Below are 16,480 nucleotides of genomic sequence, written 5' to 3' on the forward strand. Positions count from 1 at the left end.
TTTTATCTAAAACTAAGCTTTAGTAATTTAAGTTTCACTAACATTCTAAGCGGATAAAGACCTACAAAAAACAAATATTTATGGTTTAAAAAACTAGTAATTAGTTTATGTTTTTTTGAAAAAGATTGGTCTCCAGTAAAACTTATCATGGGATAAGCTTTAATTTGCTCTAATTCCTTTCGGATTTTAATTATATCTCCAATTGAAATATTCACATATAAAAACTTTTGAAACAAAAAATAAACATTAACATCACTCCAAAATTTCAAACTATTTATTATCCCAATATACTTCGATTTATCTTTATTCTCAAGTTTTACAGAAATTGCTCTTAACTTATTAATTAAAGCCTTTCGTTTTAATATTCTTTTTCTTAAATGATTTGCATTTCTATTGTTAGATCCAGAGGTTGGAACTTGAACATATCTATGAATTACATTTGAAAGAAACACAAATCTTTCAATTGCAATAAACAATTGAAATGTAAAAGGTGTATCTGACATTGGGTTATCTTCTAATTCAAACGTTATATTATTTTTAATAATAAAATCATTTTTTATTAAATACCAATTTGCGCTAGATTTGGGATTATTAGATTTTGACCAATATTCCACACCTGTACATATTTTTAAATCTTCAGAAATTATTTCTGTATCTAGTTTATGCAAATCTAAACGTGTTGTCTTACAAGAATTAAAACCCAAGGCATCAAGGTTGCTTTTTTCGGCAATTTTCAAAAGAGTACCTAGCGTATTATGAGCTATATAATCATCACTATCAATCTTATAAAGATATTTCCCTTTAGCTAATTTTAATAGTTTATTACTTGTCTGAGTTATACCAATATTGCTTTGATTATATAATACAATATTTTTATTTCTTTTAATATAAGATTCAACTACTGATACACTATTATCTGTAGACCCATCATTAATAACTATAATTTCATAATCTTCGACTTTAATATCTTGATTAATCAAACTTTCCAGACAATTACCAATGTATTTTTCAGTATTATACATAGCAATCAAAATACTAAGTTTCATATTATATGACTTTTAAAGTAAACTTACTATTATTAATCACATTAAACATTTTTTTAGGATAAAATGCAGAATATCACCTTAAAACAAACAATTTCTATACATATTAAAAAAACACCCATTAAATTTAACAACTCACTTTTATATTCATATAAGAAACCTAAAAGTCATTCTATTAACAGAACTTTAACCTTATCTGAATAAACCAAACCCTAAATTTGTAGTCTAACTACCAAAATACTTTTAATGGGTAAATCTTCTCTGCTTCTAATACTTTTTTCCTTATCAATACTATTTGGTTTTGCTCAAAGACCAGAACAAAAAGAAGTTACCATTTCAGGACTTGTTATCGATCAAGAAACCAAGCAGCCATTGGAATACGCAACTATTGCTTTTTTTAGTAAACGTAAAAATAAAATTATTACTGGTGGAATAACTGATGCCAAAGGGAACTTTAGTATGCCCGTTCAAACCGGTATATATGATATTACTATTGAATATATTTCTTTTAAAACGATAACAATTTCTGATAAAAACATATTAAAACCTGAAAATTTAGGTCGCTTTTTACTCGAAATAGATACGGAATCATTAGATGAAGTTGAAATTATTGCAGAACGTACAACGGTTGAAATTCGTCTTGACAAAAAAATATATAATGTTGGTAAGGACTTAACGGTTAGCGGCGGTACCGTTAGTGATGTACTGGACAATGTACCATCAGTTTCTGTTGATGCAGAAGGCAATGTTGCCCTAAGAGGTAACGATAATGTTAGAATTCTTATTAACGGAAAACCCTCTGGCTTGGTGGGGCTTAACTCAACAGATGCGTTACGTCAATTGCCTGCAGATGCTATCGAAAAAGTTGAAGTTGTAACATCGCCCTCAGCACGATATGAAGCAGAAGGAACTGCCGGAATTTTAAATATTATTTTACGTAGAAGCAAATTACAAGGGCTTAATGGGGCTCTAACAGCAAATATTGGTCACCCAGACGCCGCCGGTATTTCTGGAAACATAAATTATAGGACGGGAGATCTTAATTTTTTTAACACCTCATCCTATAATTATAGAGAGACTTTGGGCTATTGGTACAATGATGTTAAGTATTTTGATATTAACACCCCAGATTTAGATGAAAAAAGAGATTGGACAGATGTCAGAAAAGGATTTACAACAAACTTAGGTTTAGAATGGTACATAAATAAAACCGCATCGCTTACCACTGCTCTTGTATACAGAGATAATGATAATGAAAACAACGCTGTTAACAACTTTATTCAACTAGATAAAACGACAGGACTTACTAGTCAGAATATTCGATTAGACCCAGAAAAACAAGATGCTAAAACGATTCAATATTCTGTGAATTTCACAAAAGATTTTAAAAAGAGTAACCACAAGTTTAGCTTCGATTTTCAATATGAAAAATCTGATCAAGATGAAAATTCGACAATAATTTCCAATGGGATTGATACAGATATTGTTAGCACTTTGCAAGATCAAACAGATATTTTATTACAGTCTGATTACGTTTTACCAATCGGAGAAATGAGTCAAATTGAAATGGGTTATCGTGGCAATTTCACCAATACAACTACAGATTTTGAGGTTTTATTGCTTAATGATACTTCAAATGAATTTGAATTAAATACAAACCTTTCCAATATTCTTAATTTCAAACAATATATAACCGCTGCTTATTTCCAATTTGGTAGTAAAATCAATAAAGTTTCTTATCTACTTGGACTAAGAATGGAAAATACAAGTACCACTCTAGACCAACCTACAAGTGGTGATTTTAAAAAGAAACATTTAACAGGTTTATTTCCTACGGTAAATTTAAACTATGAAATAAGTGACGACCAAAGCATCATGTTTGGTTTTAACCGAAGATTGCAACGACCAAGAGGATTTATGATGAATCCTTTTCCATCTAGGTCAAGTTTAACCAATGTATTTCAAGGGAATCCAGATTTAGACCCTACTTTTAGTAGTAAATATGAACTTGGTTATTTAAACAAATTTGGAAAATTTACTTTAAGCTCTGCAATATATTACCAACATTCTGATAATGTTATAGCCTTTGTAAGCAGAGAAACTGGTGAAATCGTTACTATTGATGGTGAAGACTTTCCTGTTGTTGAAAGAGGTCCAGTAAATTTAGCAACCGATAATCGCTATGGATTTGAATTTAACCTAAACTATAATCCAACTAGAAAATGGCGTATTAACACCGATTTTAATATATTCAAACTAGAAAGAACAGGCGGTTTTGAAGGTATAGATTTAGGTTCAAATAATTTAACATGGTCTGCACGATTAACCAATAAGCTAACGCTACCCTATAACATTGATTGGCAAACAAACATGAATTATAGAGGTCCCAATAAAGATGCACAAAACGATAGAAAAGGAAGAGGTTCTATAAACACCGCCTTTAGTAAAGATTTATTTAAAGAAAAAGCATCAATAGCCTTTAATGTTAGAGATGTGTTTAATACCCGAATTTTTAGAAACCATATCACCACAGATACATTTACAACCGATCAGGAGATTCAGTTTAGAGGTGGTCGCACTTATAACTTATCATTTACTTACAGGTTTAACCAAAAGAAAAAACGAGAACGTCAAGGAGGTTTCAACGGTGGTGGTATTGAAATGTAACAATACGCTATTAAATAAAAAAGGAAGCTAACATTACATTAGCTTCCTTTTTTATATATGGTATATGTTTTTAAGCTTGACGCTTAGCTTTTCTTTCTTCTCGCATTTCTTTTAATCTTTCAATTAAAGAACCTCCAATCCAATAAGGAATTACAAAAGTTAATAAAAATATCATTAACCAAAATCCTATTGTTAAGATAGTTAAGAATGCTAAAAAGCCTAAATATTGATCAAAATCAAACATAATTGTAAGTGTCTTTTAAAAAATCTTATGCAAAGATAATGCAAAGGTGGGTCTTATACAATATCAAATTAAAATTTATTAACAGAGTTTTTCACTAATCCAAATTAGGTTGTGGGGTCATTCTCAAATAAGGTTTTATTTCTTTATAACCTTTAGGAAAAATACTTGGTATATCGGCTGTTGCAACTGCAGGTACAACCACACAATCATCTCCATTATTCCAATTGGCAGGTGTTGCTACTTTATGATAAGCTGTTAATTGTAAGGAATCAATAACCCGCAACAGTTCATCAAAATTACGACCTGTAGATGCTGGATAAGTAATCATTAATTTTACTTTTTTATCAGAACCAATTACAAATACCGAGCGCACAGTCAATTTACTATCCGCATTTGGATGAATCATATCATAAAGTTCAGATACCTTTCTATCTTCATCTGCAATAATTGGAAAATTAACTGTTGTATTTTGGGTTTCGTTAATATCCTTAATCCATCCGTGATGAGATTCAACACCATCAACACTTAATGCAACTACTTTAACATTCCGTTTATCAAATTCGGCTTTGTATTTTGCTACGGTTCCTAATTCTGTTGTACAAACTGGGGTGTAATCTGCTGGATGCGAAAATAAAATTCCCCAACTATCATCTAACCAATCATGAAAATTGATTTTGCCTTCTGATGATTGTGCTGTAAAGTTTGGTGCTTCATCACCTAATCGTATTGTTGCCATTTTTATTTTTAGTTAAATTAATAAAAAGTATTTAGTGCAAATTAATATTTACATGAATATAGCTATAAAGTTAGTTCATTTTGATATAAACAACGTTTACAATATGTTAAAAAATCTTATAAAAACTAACATATATCATAATAGAAAACATACTAAAAGAATTAACTTTGTAGCTTAAAATTAAACCATAAACAAGATGAGTTACAGAATAGAAAAAGATACCATGGGTGAGGTAAAAGTACCTGCCGATAAACTTTGGGGAGCCCAAACCGAACGTTCAAGAAAAAACTTTAAAATCGGACCTTCTGCATCTATGCCATTAGAAATCGTTTATGGTTTTGCATACTTAAAAAAAGCTGCGGCTTATACCAATTGTGAACTAGGTGCTTTATCTACTGAAAAACGCGATTTAATCGCACAAGTATGTGATGAGATTTTAACTGGTAAACATGACGAGCAATTCCCATTGGTGATCTGGCAAACGGGTTCTGGCACGCAAAGTAATATGAATGTTAATGAGGTTGTTGCCAACAGAGCCCATCAGTTAGCTGGTCACGTTGTTGGTGAAGGCGAAAAAACCATACAACCCAATGATGATGTTAATAAATCGCAATCGTCAAACGACACCTTCCCAACGGGTATGCACATTGCTGCTTATAAAAAAATAGTAGAGACGACCATTCCTGGCGTTAAACAATTACGAGATACCTTAAAGAAAAAATCTGAAGCCTTTAACCATGTGGTTAAAATAGGTAGAACACACTTAATGGACGCTACGCCTTTAACACTTGGTCAAGAACTTTCTGGTTATGTTGCGCAATTAAACCATGGAATAAACGCTTTAGAAAACACTTTACCGCATTTAAGCGAATTAGCTTTAGGCGGAACAGCTGTAGGAACTGGCCTAAACACACCCAAAGGCTATAGCAAGCGCGTTGCAGAATATATTGCAGAATTTACCGGTTTACCCTTTGTAACTGCTCCAAATAAGTTTGAGGCCCTAGCTGCCCATGACGCCTTAGTTGAAACACATGGTGCTTTAAAACAATTGGCCGTGTCTTTAAATAAAATTGCTAATGATGTTAGAATGATGGCTTCTGGCCCACGTTCAGGTATTGGCGAAATCATTATCCCAGCCAATGAACCTGGAAGTTCTATTATGCCCGGAAAAGTAAACCCAACACAATGTGAAGCATTAACCATGGTTTGTGCACAAGTTATGGGTAACGATGTAGCAATAGCTGTAGGTGGTATGCAAGGACATTATGAATTAAATGTTTTTAAACCTGTAATGGCAGCAAATGTATTGCAATCTGCACAATTGATTGGTGATGCTTGTGTTAGCTTTGAAGAAAATTGTGCTGTTGGTATTGAACCAAACCATGACGTCATTAAAAAATTGCTTAACAATTCTTTAATGCTCGTAACGGCTTTAAATACAAAAATTGGTTACTATAAAGCAGCAGAAATTGCTAATACAGCACATAAAAATGGTACGACGTTAAAAGAAGAAGCTATTAATTTAGGATATGTAACTGCTCAAGATTATGATACTTGGGTAAAACCAGAAGATATGGTTGGTAGTCTTAAATAAAATTTTTAAAAGGAAAATCAAAAAAAGACAGGTAGTATATACCTGTCTTTTTGGTTGGTTAGCTATCAATCCTTTGTAAATTGTAAAAAAAAAGGAAATCGAGTCAAATATATAACGAACTAACCTTTTTAAAATTAACATTTGTTAAAGTGCTTTGATTTTTTTTCTGATTCTACTTAATTGAACAGCCGTAATACTTAAATATGATGCTATTTGATACTGCGGAATCAATTTATCAATATCAGGAATTTTCTTTCTCAATTTTAAATAACGTTTGGTAGCATCCATAGAAATTAATTCCAATTGACGTTCTTCATATCTTATAAAAACATGCTCTAATATTCTATTATACAAGTTACTAATACTTATATCTTTTTTACATAAATCTTGAATATCATTAAAGTTTAATTCATAAACTTTGCATTCAGTAAGTGTTTCATAAGTTAAAGTAGAAGCTTGTTTTTGTATCAATGCAGTTAATGAAGCCACAAAGCTAAATGGCATAAAAAAATTTTTATTAAACTCTTTTCCCTTTTCATCACTCAAATAAGCACGCATCATTCCAGAAGTCAACATATAAATCTTATTAGGAACTTCACCTGGTTTTGATATTAATACACCTGGTTCTAATTTTTTATATGAAGATATTTTAGCGAGTTTAGAGAAAGTTTCTTCAGAAACATCCAAAAACGAGTTTAAAAAAACTAAGTTAGGATTCATACTTTAAAGTTATTTAACACATCCATAAACGCTTTAGTCGCATGAATAGTTGTGGTATCAAAAACGGGAACTAAAACATCTATTTGTTTTATTAATAGTGGGATTTCAGTACATCCTAAAATAACACCTTCTGCGCCTTCATTTATTAATTTCTCTATAATTTGCAAATAAACTTGTTTAGATGCATCTTTTAATACCCCTTTTGATAACTCTGTATAAATTATTTCATGAATGGCGTTTCTATCATCAAGATTTGGAACTATCGTTTTTATACCAAACGATTTTAAAACATTGATAAAAAAATCTTTCTCCATGGTATACTTAGTCCCTAAAAGCGCTACGGTATTCAAATTCTTTTCTATAATTTGTTGTGCTGTTGCCTCTGCTATATGAATTACAGGAATAGTTACAACTTTTTTAACGGCCTCTATAGTCAAATGCATTGTATTTGCACAAATTAAAATACATTTTGCTCCTGCAAGTTCTAGGCTTTTTGCTGCGTTGGCCATAATATCATTTAATTTATCCCATCTGTTTTCTTTTTGTAGGTTGGCAATTTCAGCAAAATTAACAGAGTTTATAATCACCTTGCACGAGTGGTTTTCTCCAAAACGCTCACTTGCCAACCGATTCAAAACTTCATAATACATTATTGTAGACTGTGGCGTAATTCCACCAATTAATCCTATAGTTTGCATCGTTTCTAATTTTTTGTGCCTAAATTTATAGCTTTAATCCATTTATCCAAACTTTTAATGTCCATATTAATCATTAATATAAAGGAACTTCTTCAAGTCAGAGCTTCAAATGTTTTAAAGGTGTCTGGCGAGGACATGAAACATTTACCCACAATTAAAAACGCTTATCTTTTAATAGAAGATGATAATATTAAAGATTATGGCAGCATGGATGATTGTATAGCAATTATTGCCGATAAAACCATAGATGCCAAAGGGAAACTCGTGTTACCTACATGGTGCGATTCACATACACATATCGTTTATGCAGGCAACAGAGAACAAGAATTTGTAGATCGAATTAAGGGATTAAGTTATGCCGAAATTGCTAACCGTGGTGGTGGTATTTTAAATTCTGCTAAAACACTCCAAAACACTTCTGAAGAAGACTTGTATAACCAGTCTATAAAGCGCGTTATAAACGTTATAAAACTTGGAACAGGTGCACTTGAAATAAAGTCTGGGTATGGATTGACAGTAGAATCTGAACTTAAAATGCTTCGCGTTATAAAACGTATTAAAGACGAGCTCCCTATAGAAGTTAAGGCTACATTTCTTGGAGCTCATGCCATTCCTGAACAATTTAAAAACAACAAAAAGAATTATACCGACTTAATAATCAATGAAATGCTTCCAAAAATTGCTAATGAAAATTTAGCCGATTTTATCGATGTGTTTTGTGAGAAAGGCTATTTTTCCATTGAAGATACCGATGCTATTCTTTCTGCTGGCCTTACTTTTGGATTGATTCCAAAACTTCATGTCAACCAATTTAATGCTTTTGGTGGCATTGCTCTAGGTGTAAAATACAAAGCTTTATCTGTAGATCATTTAGAAGAATTAGCCCCGCAGGACATTGAGGCACTAAAAGAAAGTGATACTATTCCTGTAGCACTTCCCTCCTGTTCTTATTTTTTAAGTATTCCATATACACCCGCTAGAGAACTTATTGATGCTGGATTAGCACTTGCTTTAGCAACCGATTATAATCCAGGTTCTACACCTAGCGGAAATATGAATTTTGTGATAAGCACGGCTTGCATTAAAATGAAAATGACTCCTGAAGAAGCTATAAATGCATCCACAATTAATGGTGCTTATGCTATGGGTATTTCAAAAGATTATGGCAGTATCAGTAAAGGAAAAAAAGCGAATATAATCATAACCAACACTGTTCCTAGTTATAATTATTTACCTTATGCATTTGGCGAAAACCATATAGAAACTGTTATTATTAAGGGCAAAATTATGACATAAAAAAACCTCAAACTTTTTAAGTTTGAGGTTTTAATTTTAGGGATTTTTTATGGATTATCTTAAAGTAAACTCAGAACTAGATACCAAGTCTTTTTGGTTAAAAACGTTTACTACGTAACGACCTTTTTCAAAATTAGCTTCTTTAGATGTTACAAACTCACAAACATTAAGACTTGCGTTTTCATAATTAAACTTACTAATTATACTGTAGTTTAATGTTTTTTCATCAAAAGTAACTTGTTCATTTAAACCTAAAGTATTGTTTTTAGGATCTATAACTTGAACATATAATTCTTCGTCACCAGCTTGAACTAAAGCATTTTTAGCAACCGTAAAACAAACTCTAATTTTGTCTGTTCTACTAGCTCTTTCAGTTGGTATTAATTTACCAGAAGTTCTTTCTATAACGCCAAAACCTTTTAAACCAACAGTGTTTAAAATAGCAGCATTTTCTACAACTTCAGCTAATGCACTATTTTGTACTAACAAAGAATCAGTAAATATGGTACGCTCTTCTAAACGTACACGGGTACTATCTAAAGATGTTGCTAAATATGAGTTCTCAACTCGTAATGAATCATTTTGAGCTAACAATACGTCCATTTCTTTTTGTAAGGACTGGTATTTTCTTTTGTATCGCCACAAACTTTTTACATTCGTTTCTGAAATTTTCAAAGAATCGATTAATCCTTGAATACGCCCTCTAGCTTCAACTAAATTAGCGTTTGCAATATCATTCTCTCCAATAGCATCGTCATATTGCTTTGCCATAGCGTTCAAATCATTCATGACTAATCGCTTCTCTTCAGTTAATTCATTCTGAACTTTTTTACTACTATTATATAAATTCATAGTATAAAATCCAGTTGCAAGGAATAAAACCAGTGCAATACCCAATCCTACTTTAAGCCCTGTGTTACTTTTGTTGTTTTCCATAATTACTTGTTTTAATGTGTTAAGGTTAATCTAAATCTTGTTTTAATTTTAATTGCTTGTTTTTAATGCTGCAAACAAATAATGATGTACTTTTAATATTCAAAATTCATTTACTCTGTTATGGATAACCTCGTTTTATTTAAAAATACGACACGCAATAAATTATTAAACAAACGTTCTGGCGAATCCAAATTTGGTCAACATGTTAAAATATTAACCCGCATTTCTAACATATACGAACAACTTGAAAATTTGGATGTTACACATGTCGTTTTAGGTTTACCCGAAGATGTTGGTGTTTTTGCTAACCATGGAAAAACAGGAACTTCAAAAGCCTGGAACGCCACCCTTAAAGTTTTGTTAAACATCCAAAGTAATGATTATACAAAGGCTAACAAAGTCTTAATTTTAGGGCATTTAGATTTTTCATCCGAACTATTAGAAGTTTCAAAATTAAATTCAACCAAAAAAAAAGATGTTTTAAAAGCAAGAAAACTTGTTGATCATATAGATGCATCTGTTGCAAATATTATTTACCAAATTGTATTGGCAGGAAAAAAACCAATTATTATAGGTGGCGGACATAACAATGCTTATGGAAACATTAAAGGCTCTAGCTTAGCTTTAGGGAAATCTATTAATGTTATTAATCTGGATGCACATTCCGATTTTAGAAATGAAGAAGGGCGTCATAGTGGTAATGGATTTAAATACGCTTATACAGAAGGGTTTTTAGGCAATTATTTTATTTTTGGTTTACATGAAAACTATACATCTGATAAAATATTTAAAACACTCGATAAATTAAAACCTATTGAATACAACACATTTGAAGCTTTAGAAATTAGAAATGAACTAAAATTTAAAAGCGAATTAAAACGAGCTTTGGCACATGTTTCAGAAAGCAATTTTGGTATAGAAATTGACTGTGATGCTATTGAAAATATTCCTAGCAGTGCTATGACACCTAGCGGGTTTAGTGTTAATAAAACCCGACAATTACTCAATTACTTTTCAAGACATAATCATGCTTGTTATTTACATATTTGCGAAGCTTCGCCAACTAAAAAAACAGCTAATCAAGTTGGTAAACTCATTACCTATTTAATTACAGATTATATTAAAGCTTAATATTTTTTGCCTATTCTTTATAAAATTATATATTTACATAAGCACTTATATAAATACTAATACTATGGATGCATTACGCGGTTATGGCGAGTTAGGTTTAGGCTCAAGACTAAAACGGGTAAGCGAGTATATGATGAGAGAAACCCAATTGGTATACAACTATTTTAATATAGATTTTGACCCTTACTTATTCCCTATTTTTAAAATTATAACCAATAAAAAAGGGGTTACAAATTCTGAAATTCAAAGTTCCTTACAATTTAGTCAACCAGCAATTACACAGGCCTTAAACAAGTTAAATCTAAAAGGATTGATTGTTTACAAAAACGATGACTTAGATAAACGGAAGAAAATAATTTTTCTTTCTAAAAAAGGACAACAAATGTTGAATACCTTAAAACCAATTTGGAAAAGTATTGATCTAGTAATTAAAGATTATACGTTAGAAGCTTCAAGTTCATTAATTGAACATTTAAATACGCTTGAAAACAAACTTAATACTACAAGTTTTAGTGATACTATAATACATCATATAAAAATGAATAATACAACTACACAAGACATAGAAATTATTACCTACCAAAATAAATATGCCCAAACCTTTTATGATTTAAATATTGAATGGTTACAAACCTATTTTTATGTTGAAGCGTATGACGAAGAGGTTTTAAGCCAACCAGAAAAATATATTATCAATAAAGGGGGACATATATTCTTTGCCCTCTTAAATAATAAAATAGTTGGTACTGTAGCATTAATGCCTATTGGAGATGAAGGGCTTTTTGAGCTTACAAAAATGGCGGTGTCTCCTAATCATAGAGGATTTAAAATAGGCCAACAATTGATGCAGCATTGCATTGATTTTGCTAAAAATACCATAGGATTACCTAAACTTATACTATACTCCAATAGAAAACTAGAAAACGCCATTTATATTTATAGAAAGTATGGGTTTATTGAGCTTCCTTTAGAACCTGATACACCATATAAACGTAGTGATATTAAAATGGAGTTGGTGTTTTAGTCATTTGATTACATCAAAACATCTAATTTGAATGATCTATCGAATGCTAATTGCATAATAGACTCCATACCTCTATAAAAAAGCTTTTTTTCTTTCAAGCAGTTTTTCTTAAGGTTTCTAGAATAAATCTATTTTTATATCCCTAACCCATCCTTGATAATTTTTAACATTATAAATCAAATATTTAAGAAAAACGCTACAAAAAAGAATAAAATTTAATTAAATGATAAAACTTAACCTCATTCAATTAAAACGTAAGTTTTTATTTGTTAAAAAATGGTAATTAACTTTAATTTGTTTTGAACTTAAATCAACAAAATGAAAAATTTAAAGCTTACCTTATTAACAATTATTACAACTTGTTTAACCTTTTCTTGTAGCAGTGATGATGACTCATCTTCTTCAGAAAATTTCGCAGAATTAATTATTGGAACATGGAAATGGACTGCTACTTCAGAAAATGGAGTTGCCGATACATTAACAGAATGCGAATTGCAAAATACAATCACTTTTGCTTCTACAACATATACTGGTGTTGAACATGACAATGGCAATGCTCCTTGTACTTCTTATAATTTTGATGGTACGTATACTATTGTTGGAAACACATTAACATTAGGTGATGATCTTGAAGAAGATACTGAAGAAATTGAAACTCTTAACTCTACCACATTAGTGTTCGAATATGAAGAGACTTTCAATAATGAAACTACAATATATAGAGATACCTACACAAGGCAATAAAATATACCCAATTTAATAAAGCCATTCGGAAAAACTCTGAATGGCTTTTTGTTTGCTCATTAATTACTAAATTGCTTTCAAAGAATCAATCTGCCTTTGTAATTTTTCAATTTCTTGAGTTTTTTTATCAACTTGTGGGATTGCCAAAATAGAATCTACAGATTGCTTAACAGCATCAATTTTTTTTGTTTCTTCAGCAAAATAATACCCAATTTTTTCACTAGAGCGCCACGCTTCGTTTAGTTGGTCATAAACTGTTTTGTCCCATTGACTGGGGTGTTTTACATCTATCCAAACCACATCCCGATATTCACTATCAATCAATGCCAAATCTGGAGTTGCTGAGCCATCAAAATTATCAGAACCTTCTCGAATAGCAGAAATAGTGCCTAAGAAAAACAAACGTTTTCGTCCTGCTATATCTTTGATATAGGGTCTAAATTCTACCGGTTTGTTAACCGACCAATCAAATTCTTTACGTGATTCAATCACTTTTAACGGCATAGCTGAAACCCCTGCGTAACCTTGCTTTTTTGAGGCATGATCATAATAATAAAAGGTATTGCTACCATCGGCTGGAATAAACACACTATAGGTTAAACTAGTGCGCTCATTGCCTACGGGTTCTAAACCAAACCAATGATAAAGTCCACTATAAGCGCCAGTATTAGTATCTGAGAAATCAAAATCTGTTACAAAAGGCTGTTGGTTTTGATCATCTGGCAAGTTTGGTATTTTTACCGCCGTTTCCATATTCCAAGGTAATGGATCGCTAAAACCGCCTAAAAACTTTAAAGATTCTGCCTGTAATCGTGATACTTTTTCGGCCAATGTATTTTGTCCAATTAAAAAAGGGTAATCCTTCATTTTTTCAGGGTTTATATATGTCCCTTTTCCAATTAAAATACGCTCTATATAATCGTTAAAATCATGCGCTCCATTTTCAATAACCATAACGCCTCCAAAGGTTGGATATGGAAATAAAAAGCCTTTCCATTTTATTAAACTCACCACTTCTACCCATTGTCCTGTATCATTTTTCATGTAATAGGTATCACTTGGTTCCATCATAAACAAATGAAAAAAGTTGAAACGCTGCACTACAGCATTATAGGTGTTTCTACTAAACTTTAACGATTCGCCTATTGAAAAGGTTACTGGAATTCTGTTTTCACTTGAAAACCTAGGAAATGGTGTCGTACTCGATACAGCAAAAACTTCTTCGGTATTATCAGTCATACCCTGCCACACATACTTTTCAGTGGGTTGAATGGCCATTGTCCATTTATTCTCATCGCCTATTCTAACCAAATGCGGTAGGGAGACATCTTTAGTTTCGCCTACACTTTCATTAGCCATTGAAAACACATTACGAAGGGGTTGGATTCGTTCATTTTGGGTAAGGGGCAACTCATTAATTTCAACCCGATTAAGATGATTAAAAACATTGTATGTCTTCATATAATCATACATTTTAAAATGCCAACCTAAAGCATATAGCACCCCAAAGAAAATAATGAGGAATGCTAAAATACCTAATCGACTACCTGTACTTGTTGATTTTCGAAATTTTCGCAATCCAAAAAATAACACAATAGCACTTAGTAGAATGATGAAAACAAATTTTCTAAGAAACAGCAAGGCTGGTTGATAATCGTCGCGTAAAACGAATAGCGCAATAAGCAGAACCAAAACAGTAATTACTGTTATTGTTTTTTGTTTCTTTCCTTTATTCCAGTAGTTTTTAATCATGATTTTTGTCATTCCTGCAAAGGCAGGAATCTTATTAATTTAACTTCTTTTTCAAAATAGATTCCTGCCTTCGCAGGAATAACATTTACATTAAGCCTTTATCCTTTAAACGTTCTCTTGCGCTCTTCTGCTCTACCTTTGGTATTTCTTTGGTTTCCTCAATAACTTCTTGCTCATCTTTCGATTTTAAATCTTCAATAAAGTCTTTTCCTTTTTCGATAGTATCATACACTACATCTTCTATAGAATCACTTTTTTCTTCAATAACTTTAGAAGACTTAATCACAAAATTAGCAACATAAGTCCCTATAAGGGTTCCAACAGCAAATGAAGAAAAGGCTGAAATCCCATTATAACTTCCAAATACGGAAACCGGTGTTAAAAATTCTACAATTAAAGCAGCAATTAAAACTAAACTAACAACAAAGATTAACCTAGGTAAAAAAGCTTGTTTAAAAACAAAACCTTTTGGGTTATCAGCATTCATTTGTAATTCTTTACTATTAACCACCTTATTTAAAAATCGATATAGGCCATTTCCATTAGACTCTCTCCAGTATAAAAAGATTCCGAATAATATAGCTGCAATAAAAATCACTAATTCTAGTCCCATAATTTCAAGTTTAATATCCTATATAAAATTAGTCTATAATTTTTAAATATTGTTACTAATGGTTTCAATAGCCCATTCTTTGAGCGAATCATTCCATTTTTCAAAACTATCGTAAAACGCTTCTTTATCATACCAATACCAATACAACACATCTTTTTGAGATATGTTAACTAATAGCATCCATATTAAATCTTGGTGCTTGGCATCTAATGATGAATGTGGTTGATGCAAGGCTTCAAACAATTTTAAATCTACTATATCTGCAATTTTGTATTGATTGCTGGTTTCTAACTTTTCTAAATACCGCTCAACGCTCATCACTTTTTTTCGTGACTTTATATCTAATTTATTTAAATAGCTTTTATATAAAATGGGGTCGTTTAAGATATCTTTTATTGGATGCTGTGTCTTTTTTAAATGAAGCGACATTTCAAACTTTTTGATACGTTCATAGCGTTTTGTTTTTATCACTTTTTCTAAATCATACTCAATAATCACATGATCACGTAATTTAACCATGAGTTCTGTTTGTTGAATATGATAAATTAAAACCTCATAATTGGTGTCCTTAATCGCCTCTTTATGCCAAGTTTCATCTTCAAAAATGACTATAGGCGTTATAAAATCGCGTAATATGTATACACCTCCAAAAGATCGTGTGTAGAATGAATCTGTTGTATATTGTAGTTCGTGTAAATCTAAATCACGAAAACGTAAATCGCCATGCTTTTTTGCTGAATCTAATAGCTTTTGATGTAGTGTTTCATCAATAAAATTATTATCTCTATTAAACGTTTTAACAAGTTCTAACTGTTCTTCTTGAGTTTTTTCCAGATTATCTATAAGATGAAAATGTATGGAAACGGTATTGTATTTTAAAACATCTAAGGGTTCATAAAATGCATCAATACCTTGGTCGAAATCTAAACATATTGCTGAATCGCGCGTAATATCTTTAATCTTTTCTCCATGTGTTTTAAAAACAAACTTCATGAGGTCTCTATCAAACGTATGAAATGCCAAATACACAGGTTTCCCTTTTTGCAAAGGCGAAATGATAATACCGTGAGGATTTGCCTCTCCATTATTTAAGTAATACTTATCTTCTTTTTCTTTTGCAATTTCGGGGCTCCAACCTATACCATCTATGTGGAAGGTTTTTAACTTCGTTTTTGTAAAGCCTAGTTTTACCAAGCATTTATTGTAACGCTCGACTAGCTTTCCACTTATGGGAATGAGTTCACTTCTATATAAATTGGCTTGTTTTAGTTTGTCCATTTTT

General features: G+C 31.4%; 15 protein-coding genes. 6 read left to right on the forward strand and 9 right to left on the reverse strand.

What is annotated here, in order from left to right; translation table 11 throughout:
• Positions 1–2: 2 nt before the first annotated feature.
• On the reverse strand, positions 3–1,046 hold the full coding sequence (locus ABD941_RS00365; RefSeq protein WP_345271902.1) for a glycosyltransferase: 1,044 nt from the start codon (positions 1,044–1,046) through the stop codon (positions 3–5).
• Between the two features lie 243 nt (positions 1,047–1,289).
• Between ABD941_RS00365 and ABD941_RS00370 the strand changes: the two genes are divergently transcribed.
• Positions 1,290–3,710 carry a TonB-dependent receptor gene (locus ABD941_RS00370; protein ID WP_345271903.1) on the forward strand — a complete coding sequence of 807 codons (2,421 nt, stop codon included), beginning with the start codon at positions 1,290–1,292 and terminating at the stop codon, positions 3,708–3,710.
• 70 nt (positions 3,711–3,780) lie between these two features.
• Here the strand turns inward: ABD941_RS00370 and ABD941_RS00375 are convergent, their stop codons facing one another.
• Together ABD941_RS00375 and ABD941_RS00380 are read right to left on the reverse strand one after the other, a co-directional pair.
• Positions 3,781–3,954: a hypothetical protein gene (locus ABD941_RS00375; protein ID WP_345271904.1), complete on the reverse strand. Its 174-nt coding sequence runs from the start codon at positions 3,952–3,954 to the stop codon at positions 3,781–3,783.
• Positions 3,955–4,048: 94 nt separating this feature from the next.
• On the reverse strand, positions 4,049–4,690 hold the full coding sequence (locus tag ABD941_RS00380; RefSeq protein WP_345271905.1) for a peroxiredoxin: 642 nt from the start codon (positions 4,688–4,690) through the stop codon (positions 4,049–4,051).
• A 196-nt stretch (positions 4,691–4,886) separates the two neighbouring features.
• On the opposite strand from ABD941_RS00380, the gene fumC reads away from it, so the two are divergent.
• The gene (fumC, locus tag ABD941_RS00385; RefSeq protein ID WP_345271907.1) at positions 4,887–6,284 is read left to right on the forward strand and encodes a class II fumarate hydratase; all 1,398 of its coding nucleotides are present in this window, start codon (positions 4,887–4,889) and stop codon (positions 6,282–6,284) included.
• A 144-nt stretch (positions 6,285–6,428) separates the two neighbouring features.
• Here the strand turns inward: fumC and ABD941_RS00390 are convergent, their stop codons facing one another.
• Both ABD941_RS00390 and ABD941_RS00395 read right to left on the reverse strand, forming a co-directional pair.
• Positions 6,429–7,004: a Crp/Fnr family transcriptional regulator gene (locus ABD941_RS00390; protein ID WP_345271908.1), complete on the reverse strand. Its 576-nt coding sequence runs from the start codon at positions 7,002–7,004 to the stop codon at positions 6,429–6,431.
• On the reverse strand, positions 7,001–7,702 hold the full coding sequence (locus tag ABD941_RS00395; protein WP_345271909.1) for an aspartate/glutamate racemase family protein: 702 nt from the start codon (positions 7,700–7,702) through the stop codon (positions 7,001–7,003). Before ABD941_RS00395 ends, ABD941_RS00390 begins: the two co-directional genes overlap by 4 nt.
• A gap of 57 nt (positions 7,703–7,759) precedes the next feature.
• On the opposite strand from ABD941_RS00395, the gene hutI reads away from it, so the two are divergent.
• Positions 7,760–8,998: an imidazolonepropionase gene (gene hutI, locus ABD941_RS00400; protein ID WP_345271911.1), complete on the forward strand. Its 1,239-nt coding sequence runs from the start codon at positions 7,760–7,762 to the stop codon at positions 8,996–8,998.
• 54 nt (positions 8,999–9,052) lie between these two features.
• Here the strand turns inward: hutI and ABD941_RS00405 are convergent, their stop codons facing one another.
• Positions 9,053–9,934, reverse strand: a complete 882-nt coding sequence (locus ABD941_RS00405) for a chromosome partitioning protein ParA (RefSeq protein ID WP_345271912.1) — start codon at positions 9,932–9,934, stop codon at positions 9,053–9,055.
• A gap of 120 nt (positions 9,935–10,054) precedes the next feature.
• On the opposite strand from ABD941_RS00405, the gene ABD941_RS00410 reads away from it, so the two are divergent.
• The 3 genes from ABD941_RS00410 to ABD941_RS00420 all read left to right on the forward strand — a co-directional run bounded on the left by ABD941_RS00410 (position 10,055) and on the right by ABD941_RS00420 (position 12,833).
• On the forward strand, positions 10,055–11,065 hold the full coding sequence (locus tag ABD941_RS00410; protein WP_345271914.1) for a formimidoylglutamase: 1,011 nt from the start codon (positions 10,055–10,057) through the stop codon (positions 11,063–11,065).
• A gap of 64 nt (positions 11,066–11,129) precedes the next feature.
• Complete coding sequence (locus ABD941_RS00415; protein ID WP_345271915.1) at positions 11,130–12,089, forward strand: bifunctional helix-turn-helix transcriptional regulator/GNAT family N-acetyltransferase; 960 nt, start codon at positions 11,130–11,132, stop codon at positions 12,087–12,089.
• A 318-nt stretch (positions 12,090–12,407) separates the two neighbouring features.
• The gene (locus ABD941_RS00420; RefSeq protein ID WP_345271916.1) at positions 12,408–12,833 is read left to right on the forward strand and encodes a lipocalin-like domain-containing protein; all 426 of its coding nucleotides are present in this window, start codon (positions 12,408–12,410) and stop codon (positions 12,831–12,833) included.
• Between the two features lie 66 nt (positions 12,834–12,899).
• On the opposite strand, the gene ABD941_RS00425 is transcribed toward ABD941_RS00420, so the two are convergent.
• From ABD941_RS00425 to ABD941_RS00435, 3 genes are all read right to left on the reverse strand, one after another.
• Positions 12,900–14,585: an energy-coupling factor transporter transmembrane component T family protein gene (locus ABD941_RS00425; RefSeq protein ID WP_345271917.1), complete on the reverse strand. Its 1,686-nt coding sequence runs from the start codon at positions 14,583–14,585 to the stop codon at positions 12,900–12,902.
• 85 nt (positions 14,586–14,670) lie between these two features.
• A complete protein-coding gene (locus ABD941_RS00430; RefSeq protein WP_345271918.1) occupies positions 14,671–15,198 on the reverse strand; it encodes a hypothetical protein in 528 nt (175 codons plus the stop codon).
• Positions 15,199–15,240: 42 nt separating this feature from the next.
• Entirely contained in the window at positions 15,241–16,476 is a 1,236-nt protein-coding gene (locus ABD941_RS00435) for a DUF6638 family protein (RefSeq protein WP_345271920.1), read from the reverse strand.
• Between the last annotated feature and the right edge of the window lie 4 nt (positions 16,477–16,480).

The sequence above is a fragment of the Flaviramulus aquimarinus genome (genome assembly GCF_039543205.1).
In the GTDB taxonomy this organism is placed as follows: Bacteria; Bacteroidota; Bacteroidia; order Flavobacteriales; family Flavobacteriaceae; genus Flaviramulus_B; species Flaviramulus_B aquimarinus.

Bases quoted from the DNA above. Each gene is read 5' to 3' on its own strand.
- ABD941_RS00365 (WP_345271902.1), bottom strand. From the start codon at position 1,046: ATGAAACTTAGTATTTTGATTGCTATGTATAATACTGAAAAATACATT.
- ABD941_RS00370 (WP_345271903.1), top strand. From the start codon at position 1,290: ATGGGTAAATCTTCTCTGCTTCTAATACTTTTTTCCTTATCAATACTA.
- ABD941_RS00375 (WP_345271904.1), bottom strand. From the start codon at position 3,954: ATGTTTGATTTTGATCAATATTTAGGCTTTTTAGCATTCTTAACTATC.
- ABD941_RS00380 (WP_345271905.1), bottom strand. From the start codon at position 4,690: ATGGCAACAATACGATTAGGTGATGAAGCACCAAACTTTACAGCACAA.
- fumC (WP_345271907.1), top strand. From the start codon at position 4,887: ATGAGTTACAGAATAGAAAAAGATACCATGGGTGAGGTAAAAGTACCT.
- ABD941_RS00390 (WP_345271908.1), bottom strand. From the start codon at position 7,004: ATGAATCCTAACTTAGTTTTTTTAAACTCGTTTTTGGATGTTTCTGAA.
- ABD941_RS00395 (WP_345271909.1), bottom strand. From the start codon at position 7,702: ATGCAAACTATAGGATTAATTGGTGGAATTACGCCACAGTCTACAATA.
- hutI (WP_345271911.1), top strand. From the start codon at position 7,760: ATGTCCATATTAATCATTAATATAAAGGAACTTCTTCAAGTCAGAGCT.
- ABD941_RS00405 (WP_345271912.1), bottom strand. From the start codon at position 9,934: ATGGAAAACAACAAAAGTAACACAGGGCTTAAAGTAGGATTGGGTATT.
- ABD941_RS00410 (WP_345271914.1), top strand. From the start codon at position 10,055: ATGGATAACCTCGTTTTATTTAAAAATACGACACGCAATAAATTATTA.
- ABD941_RS00415 (WP_345271915.1), top strand. From the start codon at position 11,130: ATGGATGCATTACGCGGTTATGGCGAGTTAGGTTTAGGCTCAAGACTA.
- ABD941_RS00420 (WP_345271916.1), top strand. From the start codon at position 12,408: ATGAAAAATTTAAAGCTTACCTTATTAACAATTATTACAACTTGTTTA.
- ABD941_RS00425 (WP_345271917.1), bottom strand. From the start codon at position 14,585: ATGATTAAAAACTACTGGAATAAAGGAAAGAAACAAAAAACAATAACA.
- ABD941_RS00430 (WP_345271918.1), bottom strand. From the start codon at position 15,198: ATGGGACTAGAATTAGTGATTTTTATTGCAGCTATATTATTCGGAATC.
- ABD941_RS00435 (WP_345271920.1), bottom strand. From the start codon at position 16,476: ATGGACAAACTAAAACAAGCCAATTTATATAGAAGTGAACTCATTCCC.